The sequence below is a fragment of the Segetibacter sp. 3557_3 genome (assembly GCF_004354985.1).
GTDB lineage: Bacteria > Bacteroidota > Bacteroidia > Chitinophagales > Chitinophagaceae > Segetibacter.
The window spans coordinates 34,391-47,698 of the sequence record NZ_SMSK01000020.1 but is presented as its reverse complement, the minus strand read 5'-3'; the positions used below and the strand labels follow the sequence as shown (position 1 = coordinate 47,698).

At 42.9% G+C, this 13,308-nt stretch carries 8 protein-coding genes; 5 read left to right on the top strand and 3 right to left on the bottom strand.

All coding sequences use genetic code 11. The features are described from left to right. The first annotated feature begins 414 nt into the window (after positions 1 to 414). On the top strand, positions 415 to 2,460 hold the full coding sequence (locus EXU57_RS21760) for a hypothetical protein (protein ID WP_207955566.1): 2,046 nt from the start codon (positions 415 to 417) through the stop codon (positions 2,458 to 2,460). Positions 2,461 to 3,185: 725 nt separating this feature from the next. Here the strand turns inward: EXU57_RS21760 and EXU57_RS21755 are convergent. Both EXU57_RS21755 and EXU57_RS21750 read right to left on the bottom strand, forming a co-directional pair. Continuing rightward, positions 3,186 to 5,339 (bottom strand): alpha-galactosidase, encoded by a 2,154-nt coding sequence (locus EXU57_RS21755; protein ID WP_133270377.1) that lies wholly within the window; start codon positions 5,337 to 5,339, stop codon positions 3,186 to 3,188. Positions 5,340 to 5,458: 119 nt separating this feature from the next. Then, positions 5,459 to 6,328, bottom strand: a complete 870-nt coding sequence (locus EXU57_RS21750) for an AraC family transcriptional regulator (RefSeq protein WP_133270376.1) — start codon at positions 6,326 to 6,328, stop codon at positions 5,459 to 5,461. A gap of 659 nt (positions 6,329 to 6,987) precedes the next feature. Between EXU57_RS21750 and EXU57_RS21745 the strand changes: the two genes are divergently transcribed. The 4 genes from EXU57_RS21745 (at position 6,988) to EXU57_RS21730 (ending at position 11,544) form a co-directional block, all read left to right on the top strand. Continuing rightward, the gene (locus tag EXU57_RS21745; protein ID WP_133270375.1) at positions 6,988 to 8,760 is read left to right on the top strand and encodes a PQQ-dependent sugar dehydrogenase; all 1,773 of its coding nucleotides are present in this window, start codon (positions 6,988 to 6,990) and stop codon (positions 8,758 to 8,760) included. 849 nt (positions 8,761 to 9,609) lie between these two features. Beyond that, on the top strand, positions 9,610 to 10,602 hold the full coding sequence (locus tag EXU57_RS21740) for an SMP-30/gluconolactonase/LRE family protein (RefSeq protein WP_133270374.1): 993 nt from the start codon (positions 9,610 to 9,612) through the stop codon (positions 10,600 to 10,602). Positions 10,603 to 10,810: 208 nt separating this feature from the next. Then, entirely contained in the window at positions 10,811 to 11,044 is a 234-nt protein-coding gene (locus EXU57_RS21735; RefSeq protein ID WP_133270373.1) for a DNA-binding protein, read from the top strand. A gap of 230 nt (positions 11,045 to 11,274) precedes the next feature. Continuing rightward, the gene (locus EXU57_RS21730) at positions 11,275 to 11,544 is read left to right on the top strand and encodes a helix-turn-helix domain-containing protein (protein ID WP_133270372.1); all 270 of its coding nucleotides are present in this window, start codon (positions 11,275 to 11,277) and stop codon (positions 11,542 to 11,544) included. Between the two features lie 360 nt (positions 11,545 to 11,904). On the opposite strand, the gene EXU57_RS21725 is transcribed toward EXU57_RS21730, so the two are convergent. Further along, a complete protein-coding gene (locus tag EXU57_RS21725; RefSeq protein ID WP_133270371.1) occupies positions 11,905 to 13,101 on the bottom strand; it encodes a site-specific integrase in 1,197 nt (398 codons plus the stop codon). Between the last annotated feature and the right edge of the window lie 207 nt (positions 13,102 to 13,308).

Genomic DNA, 13,308 nt, shown 5'->3' with positions numbered 1-13,308 from the left:
ACGAAGGAGGAGTCCTGCAGGGAACGATGAGCCGGTCAACGTTCTTACTTGTTGGAATTTTTTGGTGACCGGCAGAGGAACATCTATGGAGCTCCGGTTACCCGCCCGGCTACCGCCAGTCGGACGGGTGTCACTCCCTTTTACGGCAACAATTCTATTCGGCACGTGTGCGAAGGGGCTTAAGTAAACGACACTTAATTATGAATGATGAATTATCATCGTAGTTCGCTTAATTCATTTACGTGTTTTCTGATCCCCTGACAGTGTCTTCCTGAATGGCCATAAACAAACCATAAGATCTTTCGACTCAACAAGCGCTTGTTGGTGTGCGTGCCATCGTACAAGCGCGTGTCTCAAAGGCTCATACTTAAACAAATTACGGCTTCACAAACAATTAAATTGACCTGTTCAAATATGCAATCAAGAAAGATTATCGCGGGAATTATCCTGCTCGTAGGAACTGCATTAAGCGCACAGGAAATTAAGTTGCCCGACCAAAATGACCGTTGGAAAATTCAGAGCGACGGAAGTATTTCGTGGACAGTAGATAACCGGGTGCCACACCAGGATCATATTGAAATGGGTGGCGAAAAGGTTGCCTTATGGATGCAATACGGCGTTGACAGTATTGCCCGTTCGAAGATTTCGAGAACAATGGTTTTCCCCACGTTCAGGCTCTTGCCGGTAAGAACGATTGCCCATATGACCTATAATGTAGAGGATGGCGACCTTCCAAGAATATTGATCAACGACAGGTTACTTAAGGGTGGTGTGTACAATGCGAACGTTGCTGCCGACTTGCCGGAAAAAGTGACCCGGGTTAAGCATAAAGGCATAATGGAAATGGAGAGTGAAATCGGCCGTGAAGGATTGACCTTAAAACGCACTTACTTCCCGTCTGTAGATAAGCCTGTTGCGATTGAAAAGCTGGTATTTATAAATGGAACAAAGGCGGCGGTAAAAATTGAAATGGAATACCTTGAACGGAAGGTCAGGCCCGCCGCCGAGCGCATGAGTGAAGGTCCACATACTTTTTTCGTGTCCACAATCGGTCACGGACAAAAAACCGTTGCTCCAAACGACAGTGTTGTTTTTGCTATTACTTATCAGGCCGTTCATGGAAACGATGCTCCCCTGGTTGTTGAAGTAAATAATGAAGAGCAACGAAGAAAAATGAGGGTTCAACAACTGTTATCAAAGCTTGTTTTAGAAACCCCCGACCCCATCCTAAACACCATGTTTGCATTCGCGAAAATTAGGGGGACTGAAAGCATTTATAATACGAAGGGCGGCTATATGCATGGGCCGGGTGGCTTACGTTATTATGCAGCAATATGGGCTAATGACCAGGCAGAATACATCAATCCTTTTTTTGCATTTCTTGGTGATACAATTGGTAACAAATCGTCCATGAATGCTTACCGGATGTTTGCCCGCTTTATGAACCCCAACTATAAGCCGATACCCAGTTCGATCATTGCACAAGGCGATGCCACCTGGCAAGGTGCCGGCGACCGCGGCGATATGGCAATGATCGCCTATGGCGCGGGCAGGTATGCCCTCGCATATGGCAATAAGGACTCTGCTGCGGTATTGTGGCCATTGATTGAATGGTGCCTGGAATATTGCCGGCGCAAAGTGAATGCAAACGGGGTGGTTTGGAGTAATAAAGACGAGCTTGAAGGAAGGTTCCCCGCTGGCAATGCGAACTTAAATACGAGCGCTTTATATTATGATGCTTTGGTTTCTGCGGCTTTATTGGGTAAAGAATTAGGTAAGCCAACCTCGCAGCTTAACCAATACCAACAGCAGGCTAAAACGATGCGCACCAACATTGAAAAGTTTTTTGGCGCCACTGTTGAAGGTTTTAAAACATACCGCTATTATGAAGGTAATGATACCCTTCGGGCCTGGATCACCACACCGCTGGTGATGGATATCTTCGAACGGCGGGAGGGTACCATTGCTGCGTTATTTTCACCGAGGTTGTGGACCGAAGATGGGCTTGCATCACTTGCGGGTAACAAAACTTTTTGGGACCGGTCAACCCTGTACGGATTGCGTGGGGTATTCGCTGCGGGAGAAACCGAAAAGGCTGTCCGGTTTCTCAAGTATTATTCCAAACGCCGGTTGCTGGGCGAGCATGTGCCTTATGCGGTTGAAGCATATCCGGAAGGAAATCAACGGCATTTGTCCGCCGAAAGCGGGCTGTACTGTCGCATCTATACCGAAGGCATGTTTGGTATCCGGCCAACGGGTTTTAAATCATTCAACTGCACCCCCCGTTTGCCAAAAGACTGGGATCGCATGTCACTGCGTAACATCAGTGCGTTTGACAATAATTTTGATCTAATGGTGAGTCGAGGTCCGGCTGGTAAACTGGTCATCACGCTGCGGCGGGGAGGAACGGAAAAAAAGTATACGGTTAAAGAAGGTGAGACGTTGAAGATCGGGCTGTAGGGATTAGAGGATTTCGGATTCACGGATGACGGATTCAAGTAACCGCAGAGAACCGGAGAAGCAAAGGTTGCGCAGAGGAAGAAGCGATGAGATACAGGGGTTATGTTGAAGGTTAAATGTTAGATGTTTGATGGTGGTCTCGACGAGCGATGAGATGTGAACGATGAGTGAGTGGCAATTGTCTTGTCATCCTTATGGAGTTGTCCGTCATCCCGAGTAAACGATAAGCGTTGCTTAAGCTCTTTTAAAATGACAAGCAGGAATAAATCGACTTCCAGGCTTTTAGACTCCTATTGAGAATCAAATATTTAAGATACTTGTCATTGGCAAGCACGAGGGATCTCGTCGGGAGCTATGCAATAGGGGTGATAGGATGGAGGATTAGCGAATTGCGGGTTGGAAGAAGAACCGCAGAGAAGGAGAGAGGCAAAGGTTACGCGGAGGAAGTTGTTATGAGAAGATTAGCGGATTACGGATTGGAGAATTTAAGTGATGAGATATGAGTGATGGGATATGAGACGCAATGGTCTGTCATCCCAAGGCACGAGGGATCTCGTGGTTTACCTATGCCTTGCAGCAAACTTTGGCGAATAGAATTGTTGCGGCACAAGAGTGCGACGCAACGATGCCTAATAGAAAGACTCCAGTTGGGTCCACAAAGAAATTCATAACCAAAGCTCCACCAATTTAAAATTCAACATTGAACATCCAACCCAGACCAAACCCTATTCTTCCGTTAGTTCATAAACGTTACTCGTTAACGGCAGTGCCCTGCCGGGTGCAAGGTTAAGGCCAACCTGCATGAGGTATTCACCGGTAAAAACTTTGTCGTTATCGGGTTGGGTTGATTTGGTGTCGGGAAATAAGTTGATTTCTTTTAACCGGTACTTCTTGTTTGCATCAAGGCCCTGCAGCATCACCCTGTTAAAGATGTCTTGTCTGCGGCTGTTGAGATGGTAGTTGAAAAGAACCGCTCTCTTTTTGTCCTCTGCTACATACATTAACACCGCACGGTTTCCCTCGTAAGGCGAAACCAAACGGTACTGTTCGCCAAACCAAATTACAGGACTTATGCCCTTGTAGGTTTGTACTGCAGTATTACTGAACTGCAGTTCCTGGGGCGTAAAATTGTTGGTCCGGATATCGTAGCCCAACTTACCCATCATCGCAACATCAGTTCTGAATTTCAGGCTTTGTTTACCCATGCTGGTGATGTGCGCTGTGAGCGTGTTTGCCGGAAAGAAGTAAGAGTATCCCCACTGTATGAATACCCGTTCAAACGCATCCGTATTGTCGCTCGGCCAAAACTCGGTGAAGTACTTCAGTGCGCCGTAATCAGTCCTTCCACCACCGCCTGAGCACAGCATGATCGGAAGGGTGGGGTATTTGGCGCGGATACGATCCAGTACCTTATAAAAACTGCGGGTATACTCGATGTAAAGGTGGGATTGTTTGTCCTTGAGGTAAGGTGAATAGGCATTTGTCATGCTCCGGTTACAGTCCCATTTGATAAAAGCAAGTCCGGGGCTTTTTACGAGTAGCTCGTCAACGGTATTGAAAACAAAGTCCTGCACTTTCGGGTTAGTGAGGTCAAGAACCAATTGGTTTCTGCCATAGTTCTCGGGCCTGTTGGGTAACTTTAATATCCAGTCCGGATGTTTCTCATACAACTCACTTTTCGGATTTACCATTTCGGGTTCCAGCCATATGCCGAATTTTACACCTCGTTGTTCTGCCTGTTTAACAAGATAGCCAATACCATTAGGCAACTTCTTTTTATCTTCCTGCCAGTCGCCAAGACCTGCCTTATCATCGTTCCTGGGGTACTTATTTCCAAACCAGCCATCGTCGAGTAAAAACAGGTCAACGCCCAGCTTTTTCGCTTCATCAAACAATGTTACCAGTTTGCTTTCATCGAAGTTCATATGGGTAGCCTCCCAATTATTCAAAAGGGTCATTCGGTTACCATTGCCGTTTAGAACGCCATAGTTCCTTGCCCATCTGTGCAGGTTACGGCTGGCCTGTCCTTTACCCTTCCCTGAATAAGTATAGATAAAAGCGGGTGTGGTAAAAGTTTCACCGGGCAACAAATTGTATTCAGAAGCAAATGGGTTTATTCCTGAAATTACCCGAAGGCCATTCCGTTGATCCACTTCAAAGGTGTATTTGAAATTGCCGGTCCACGCGAGTGTGCCTGCGATGAGTTGTCCTTCGGTTTCGGTAGAAGGTTTGTTTAACGAAACAAAAAAGGTTTGGGTCTGGTAGAAGTTTGTTCGGGAGCCCAATTTGCTTTCAACGACTTTGATCCCATTGGTTAGTTTTTCTTCCACCATATTCACTTCCCTGGCCCAATCTCCATGGAATTGTGTAAGGTAATAATCATCGGCATTAAAGTGCAGCATTGAAGACGCATAGTTGCTCACTACTACTGCCTTCTTTTCGTTGTGGTTAATTTCGGTCCAGCTGCTAATGACATCTTCATTATAATATGTTGTATAGTGTAAGGTCACTTTAACCGGATACTGTGGATCCTGTAATGTAATAGACGTAGTAGTTACGTTACTATCCTTGCGGTTAACACTATGGCTGGCATATACGAGCTCCAGAGATGGATTACCATCGTTGTGAACCATTCTGATTGCTGGTTCAAACTGGTTTTCCATGCCAGCTGTAAGCAAAACTTCGCGGCCTCCCTTTAGTTGACTATAGCTGCTTGCAGGTAACCTGTCGCCGAAATACGACTGTAATACCCGTTTGTTATCTCCTATGGTTAATACAAGAGAAGTATGTTTAGTCTCGATTAGAACCGGGTTGTTTTTTTGCCCAAACGCCTGTAAAGTAAACATGGCGGCAAGGGTGATACAAATAAATTTAATCATGGGGCAGGCGTATCGATCTAAGCTGTTTGAAGCAAAGGAAGGACATTAAACAATCTTACGGTTTGGCCGGTTGTCTTTGTATTAAATGATCTTAGCAAGTCCGGTTGCAATAGAGAATGCTAGCTTGTCATAAACTCGCGTTGGTAAGTTAACGGGCTTTTGCCGGTGATTTGCTTAAAGTACTTGTGAAAGCTGGTAAAGTTGTTGAAGCCACTTTCATAACAAAGCTGTTTTATACTGAGGTTATTTTCAATGAGCAACTTGCAGGCATGTCCTACCCGTAATTCAATGAGAAACTGGGAGTATGTCTTTCTTGTTCTTGATTTGAAGTAGCGGCAAAACGAGTTTGGGCTGATGTTGGCTACTGAAGCAATTTCTTCAAGCTGAATCTTACTTTTAAACTTTTTAAGCGAATATTCATAGATATCATTGATCCGGTCTTTTTCGTGGTCCAATAAATCAGGTTTAAACCCAATGGAAGAAAGAGTGCAGACTTCCCTGCTGTTTGCGATGATGTTCAGTGCGTTTAATAATAAGATCAGCCGGGTTGGCCCGTCGGCTTCCAACAGTTGCTCCAAAATCACGGCAACTTCCCGACTGGTTTGTCCGGCGATGCGCAAGCCCCTTTTTCCCTTATCAAGTACAGCTTTAATATTGGTATTTTCCGGTAAGTGCAGGAATGTTTCACCCCAGAAATTTTCATTGAAATGAGCAACGCGAACATCTGATGTGACCTCGCCTTTTTCTGAAAAGTAAATATCATCGAACCTCCAGTAATGTGGAAGATTAGAGCCTACCAGCACCACATCGCCGGGTTGAAAACGTTCTATGCTATCGCCTACAAACTGGGTTCCTTCGCCTTTTTCAAAATGTATGAGCTCTACTTCTGAATGATAGTGCCAACGGTTATTTACATGTGGAACATGATCCTGGCGAACACTAAAGGATATATTCGGCCCCTTTATAACTTTTAATAGCTGAGGTCTCATTCAATCAAATTATCTTATGGTAAAGCGAATCAGTATTTAAAGTGCCAATATAGCTTAATTTTGAGTTTGTAGGGACAAGCAAGTTGCAACAGCACTTCCTTGTTGTTCCGACTTCTTCATGAACATTGACACCTTGATCTAGACATCTTGATTGTCAACAAAAACGAAGAATGAGATTGAGCAGCTGCTAAGGAGAAAACATTTGTTAAACTTCGCTTTTTTTATAGAATGTTTAGTTTGTGGAAGAACGAGCATTATTTTGAAGTCTTTCCATATGCATGATCCTGGGGCCTTTTGAAGCAGAAAACGGTCATAGTTGCGGATTGCTCAGGCGCATGGTTTGTTCGTTGGTTGAAATTCAGTAACCCTCCCCTAAAGATTCTACATCAAATTGTTTGATGCCTGTTTTTCCAATGCAGGGGCTTCTTAAAGGGCAGTTTGCACAGCCTTTCGAACTGCTCCGGTAAACCTTTAAGCGATACGCGAGGTTTGTAGTATATTTTCTTGAAGGGGAGGTGAGCACCGACTGCAGGTACAACAGCCGTTTTACTGATCATAATTAAAGCCCGCCTCTATAAAATTAATTACCAGTTACACGTATATTAAATAGATAGTTTATATCTTACAAAGCGAGTTCTTAGTGCCATATATACATCTGTATGAACAAGATTTCTACTGTAGTAATTTTTAGCGTAGTGTGTTTTTTTACCTTTACAGGCAACGCACAAACTGTTACCGGACCTTTAGGAGAAACGTTTACTTACAGGGTTGTAGCAAATAGTCTTAGCGACCCTTGGGAGATTACTTATGGTCCTGACAACTACTTATGGGTTACAGAAGCTAAGGGATATAAGGTGAGTCGAATAAATCCTGCTACAGGGTCTAAAACAATTTTAGTAGACCTTACTTCAATGCGGAATTTTGGGACAGGCGGATCACCCCAGGGCGGGTTAATGGGTTTAGCACTACATCCGCAACTATTGACCGGTAAGCCATACGTTTACCTTGCATACGTATATTCGTTTTCAGGCTGTGTGACTAATGACGGAGGATGTTTTTATAAGACTAAGATTGTACGCTACAATTACAATTCTACCGCACAAATTCTGACCAGCCCCGTAACTTTGGTAGATACAATACCGGGTAGTAACGATCATAATGGAGGCAGGCTTGCTATTGCTCCTGTTAACGGTATAAACTACTTGTTTTATGGAGTAGGCGAGATGGGTGCTGGCCAGTTTAACAATGCTGGAAGAAAAAATAATGCCCAGGATCCAAACGTTTACGAAGGGAAAATATTACGTTTCAATCTTGAGTCGGATAAGGATAAAGGTTTTGACCAATGGCTGCCAAATGACAATCCTTATATAACAGGGGGAGCTGGCAACGGAAAAAATAATGGCAGGCAAAGTGCAGTGTGGTCGCTTGGGCATCGAAACCCGCAAGGACTGGGAACAGGCGTTTTTTCAGGTGTTACAAGGTTGTTTTCAACAGAGCATGGTCCTTTCTCTGACGATGAACTTAATATAATCGAACGGCGCAGCAATTACGGACATCCATTGATTGTGGGAATGAATGATGGTAATTATAATGGTTTAGCTGCTGCAGCTTCAACCAACACAACACTTTCCGGTATGTGGCAAACTTCCTGCCCGCTAATTACTTCTGAAAATGCAAACTCAACTTCAATCGGACCCGAGTATAAAAATCCTATAAAGACATTTTACCCATCTACTAACACCTATTTAAATACCATTTTAACTGCTGTTAAAAACAGTAATACTGCAACCGGATATCCTAACGGAAATTCAGAGACATGGGAGAGTGAGGCTGTCAGTAATGTTATGCATTATTCATCTTATGCAATTCCAGGTTGGAACAATTCGCTGTTGATTACAACGCTCAAAGGTGGCAAACTTATTAGGTTAAAACTTAGCAGTAGCGGTGATGCAGTTGTTGGTGACACAATTAATTATTTCAAGGCAGCAAACAGGTATCGAGACCTGGCCATTTCACCTGATGGGAACAAAATCTATTTAGCAGTCGATAGTAGTCTTATAACCTCCGGCCCTTCCGCAAATAATCCACAGGTAAATACAAATCGGGGAAGCATTTTAGAGTTTACTTATGTCAGTAATCCTCCAATGGCCAGGTTATTAGGTTTTGCTGCGACAACTTATGCAACTTCAAACAATTTTTATATTTATCCAAACCCTGCTAAAGATTGGCTAAGTGTGACATCTAACTCCAGACATGTTGGTGTCATGAAATATCAGTTGACTGATATAACCGGAAAGTTATTCTTTGAAGGAAGGGGAGATGGTAAAAAGGTCCGTATAAATATCAGGGAACTTTCTGGAGGAATTTATATTTTGAAAGTTGGAAGCAATGAAGCCAAATGGTTAGAAATCCATAAATTCATCAAACAATAAGACTCCCATAGACAAGTTCCTTCTTCTTGTGGCTTTGGACTTGCATAGTTAATACGCAGATAATCCTGGCTATCTAAGAAGTGAAGATAGTTACTTTAGCAAAGGCGCTTTGCAAAAGGAGGTAGTTTTTTGACAGGCAACAGTTGGTAGGTAGGTTGACGTATTATATTGATCAGAAGCCGGTCAATTCTGGATACTCTGTTTTACTTCAGGGGCTTCTGCTTAATAGAGACATATCTTAGCCGAGGCAACGCAAAACCTGTTTGTTAGTGGCCAGCAGGCAATCAGAAAAACAGAATTAATAAGCATCTCATTGGCATTTTATTGAGTGGAACATACAAAGGCACATAACAGGCAGCTTTGGGCAAGTGGGTCACACGGGTAGGAACAATCAGCTCTTTGCATGTCTCGGCACTCAGTTACGGTGGACGAACGGAGCCTGGCAACAGGATAAAACGCTCAACGTTTAATTAATATTTGAAAAGGGGATGTGGGCGGACGTGATACAAGGCTGCAATGGGTATAAGCTTAGAGAATACTACCAGATGAATGCTTTGCGGGTCTTCAATTTCATAGTATTAGGCGTTTGTTTATAGAGCCAGTTTAGAGCTAACAATGTCGTTAGCCCCCCATAGAAGTTGTCTACGCTGAGACGATCTAAAAATTGAAAGCACACTTGCATAAACCTGGGTTCAGCATGAAAAAAACCTTTCTCAAATTGAACAAGATTGTTGGATGCTTGTTAGGTATTTCCCTATAACTGATCATACTGTTAAGTCTGTAGCCTAAACCTTTGCATAAAACACTATTTGAACTTCAAAACATTCATCTAAAAAAAATTGTTGCTTCATGAAAAAAATATGCACGATTGCATTTGTTGGTGGAATTCTATTGTCAGCATGCTCAAAAACATCTCTTACCGACGAACAGCTTTTATCTCCACCCGACAACCAGGTTGCTAATGTAGCAAATCAATCCAACCAGGTACATGATATTGAATTTAACCAGGAAAATCTATTTCCGGAAGGAGTGGTGTACGATAAGTTTAATAACCGCTTTTATGTAAGTAGTACTACCCGCGGGGATATTGGCATAGTTGGTGCCGATGGCAGTTATACTCCCTTTATTACCGATCCTGCGCTAATTGGTAGTACTGGTTTGGAAATTGATGAAGCCCGTAAGTTGCTGTATGTTTCCAATTCAAGTGCAGGCAGTGTTGGTATCTACAACATTAATACAGGTGAAAGGGTAAACTTTATTGATCTGAAACCACTGTCCCCGGGTGCCCCGTTTTTTATAAACGATATAGCATTAGACCCTCAGGGTAACGCTTACGTTACCAATAGTCGCACCCCGGTAATTTACAAAATAAGCGTGGATGGAACTGCCAGCATTTTTTACCAGGATGCAGCTTTTGCAACTACTGGCTTTGGGTTCAACGGCATTGAGTATGGAAACCAAAATGGAGGCTTTTTACTGGTGGCTTTTTCTGTCAACAACCAGGTGATTAAGTTTCCTGTTGCAAACCCTGCTAGTTACAATATAGTTACTTTAAACGCACCATTGGCTGGTCCTGATGGTTTGTTGTTAAGCAAAAATGGTAAAGACTTAATTGTAGTAAGCAATGCAAGTGGCGGCAATGGCAGGGTTACCACATTTACTTCAAAGAATAAATGGGAGAGTGGTGTTGCCGTAAACAACTTTGAAACCGGGGCTGTGTTTCCAACCACCGCAACTACTACGGGCAAAAGCGTTTTTGTATTGTATGCCTATTTAAACAGGCGTGCAGTGGGCCAATCAGTATATACCATAAAGCAAATACCCGGCACTGAGAAGTTTTAAAATCATACCTACTTACTTTTTCTTAAAAGGTTTCAATAAGAGCTTTGGTGAAAACCAGGGCTCTTTTGTTTTAAATCCCCTTCCTTCGCCGGCCTTTGTTTAGCTCGATTAAAATGATAATTGTCAATTGTTTCCGCTGAGGTATTTTGTAACTTCATCAAGTGTTTGATGGATTTTTCGTGCTTTATGTGAAAAGAAAATGTGTGTTATGGAAAAACTAACCAAATCGTGCCATGAGGAGACCTATCCTCACCGGATCTTTGCTGCACGACTTATCACCCTTTATGATCTTGCGCGCTCTAAAAAGCAGTTGGTAGATAAACTTGTAGCTGTTCTTAGCTTGCGTCCACCGTCTCAAACGAAGCGCTGGCTGAAGTCGCAACAAGTGCGAAGAATGTTGAAGATTTCTCCTGGCACCTTCCAATTCTTAACTGGGCTTTGATCCGGCACCTCACTAGGTTTAGAATTGACTCCGGCTCTTCAACCCTTTTTTCAGCTTATCCCGAAGAGAGATACTTGTTATTGTTGAAAGTCGTTTTCGGTAAGTTAAGGCTAAATACTATAGTCAACCCATTTTTAAAACCTAACCAGATCGTGAACCAAACTACCACTAAGGTATCACCCTTGAGAGTGTTACAATGTTAGAATTTTTCAACCTGTAAAAAGAGCTGTATGGAGGTGATATGTATAGAGAGCGAAGCTTTTTACCAGCTTGTCAACCATGTAATTGAGAAACTCACGATTATCAATAAGGTTGAAGCGGACAAATGGATCTCCGGTAAAGAAGCAATGAGAATGCTTCGCATAAAAAGCAAAAGTACGCTTCAGAAATTACGTGACACTGGCGCAATCCGATTTTCTCAACCTGAAAAGAAGCTTATTCTATACGACGTTTCGTCGATTGATGAGTATTTACGAAAAAGTGCTCAAGATGCCTTTTAAATGTCAGGCTGCAGAATTTAAAAATAATCAGGCATTACACGTCCGTTCCAACTGCCGGTTAGAGCCAACCTTAAAGTAATTTGAAGAAGCACATCATCGATGTGGATTTGCGTCGCTGCTTTCCAAAACAGCAGATGGATTTACCATGACTGGCTGAAGTATTAGACGGCAAGTCCAGACAAGTTTGTCGCTCCTAATCCTCGCTCGTTTTACCCGCGCACCTTTTTACTTAAGAAATTTATTGTAGATTATCTTCGGGCAACACCATCATCTTTCCTCGTATATCGAGCCGCAGCATGTTTGCTCCACTAAATTCCAGTCGTTACATTTGGGTTGTATCAACTGTTTCGCCAGATGCTTTTAAGAGCCGATTACGGCGTTTAGACCTTCGTCCAAGTCTTTATGAATAAAATGCCCCTGGTAGCCTATAGTTGTTGCAATTGATGTGTGGCGATAGAGTTTTTGCAGAACACGTATATCAATTCTATCGCCCGCAAGCTGGGCAAAGGTATGGCGGGAAATATGAGCAGTGAGTGGTTTAGTTAACCTTGCTTGTTGCCCAATCAGTTTTAACAGGTCATCAGTGCGACGGGTTCGAGTTTTTATGCGGCGCTGGACTTCCAAAGGATTGTCGAGAGAATCCAAACCTTTGAGATCTGGAAAAACCAGCTTATGCTTCGGCTCGTCATTTCGGTATTGGTCTAAGATCTTAATTGCTTTTTCAGGTATTTTAAGGCTGTCGCCTTTGTTATTTTTACCCATTGAATACCACATTCGACCATCATGAATATCCTTCCAGCTTAGGCGAAAAACATCAGATATGCGCATTCCGGCATGGTAATACGAAAATAGCCAAAGGTTTCTCGCATGGTTCAAATCACGGTCAAGCTGTATTTCCTCAAGTGTTTTCACCTCCTCAGCATTCAATCCAAGCTTATGAGAGTCGGGAAATTTGATTTTTATCTTCCCTCTCCCGAATGGGTAGTACTTAGGATCACATACTTCCTCTTTTATCGCCAGGCTAAACACAGACCTGACCAACACTAGGTGGTTTACTGCTGTTCTTTCTGCCATTGTTCTCTTGAGGTACACTTTGAAACGTTCAAGCGTTCCGATCGTTATATCTTGAAAAGCAACATCAGCTTTCATGAATTCCTTAAAATGCTTTACGCGTGGCTTATCTGCGCTGTATTGGTTATGTTTCCCACCGGCTTTTAATCGTTTAAGATATTTTTCTGCTTGTGCAAAGAAGGTAGAGCAAGCCAATGGCTTGCTCTTTCGCCTCACAGCGGTGGATGTAACGTGAGTTCTGGATGTTTCAAGCTCAAGGGCGCTATCAGTTATTTGTGAAAGTTTTTTTCTCAGGTAATTATTCAGCCTTGCCGAGTTGGAATGGGAGCTTTTTACAGTTGACTTTTTGTTATCCCAGTCTGACTGCCTAATAGCGTATTCTGTATAGACGTAACTTGTTTTTCGATCCTTAGTAATGCGGATACAAAGCGGATAAGTTCCATCTTTTCTAACCTCTTTGCGCAAGACGATTGCTATTGATGCCATACTTGAAAGTAATTAAATCCTACAACAATCCGCAAACATTTTGCATATTAATCTGTTCCATTACGGTTTTAATTATTTGTTCAAAACTGATTATCAGTAGAATGGTACCATATTGAACCATATGAATACATAAATCGCAGAACTTAAAATCCTGTTCGCCGCAACGCGAGTGTGGGTTCAATTCCCATCCCGGGTACAACATAAAAG

Coding starts and splice junctions, on each gene's coding strand:
- EXU57_RS21760 (WP_207955566.1), top strand. CDS start 415: ATGCAATCAAGAAAGATTATCGCGGGAATTATCCTGCTCGTAGGAACT.
- EXU57_RS21755 (WP_133270377.1), bottom strand. CDS start 5,339: ATGATTAAATTTATTTGTATCACCCTTGCCGCCATGTTTACTTTACAG.
- EXU57_RS21750 (WP_133270376.1), bottom strand. CDS start 6,328: ATGAGACCTCAGCTATTAAAAGTTATAAAGGGGCCGAATATATCCTTT.
- EXU57_RS21745 (WP_133270375.1), top strand. CDS start 6,988: ATGAACAAGATTTCTACTGTAGTAATTTTTAGCGTAGTGTGTTTTTTT.
- EXU57_RS21740 (WP_133270374.1), top strand. CDS start 9,610: ATGAAAAAAATATGCACGATTGCATTTGTTGGTGGAATTCTATTGTCA.
- EXU57_RS21735 (WP_133270373.1), top strand. CDS start 10,811: ATGGAAAAACTAACCAAATCGTGCCATGAGGAGACCTATCCTCACCGG.
- EXU57_RS21730 (WP_133270372.1), top strand. CDS start 11,275: ATGGAGGTGATATGTATAGAGAGCGAAGCTTTTTACCAGCTTGTCAAC.
- EXU57_RS21725 (WP_133270371.1), bottom strand. CDS start 13,101: ATGGCATCAATAGCAATCGTCTTGCGCAAAGAGGTTAGAAAAGATGGA.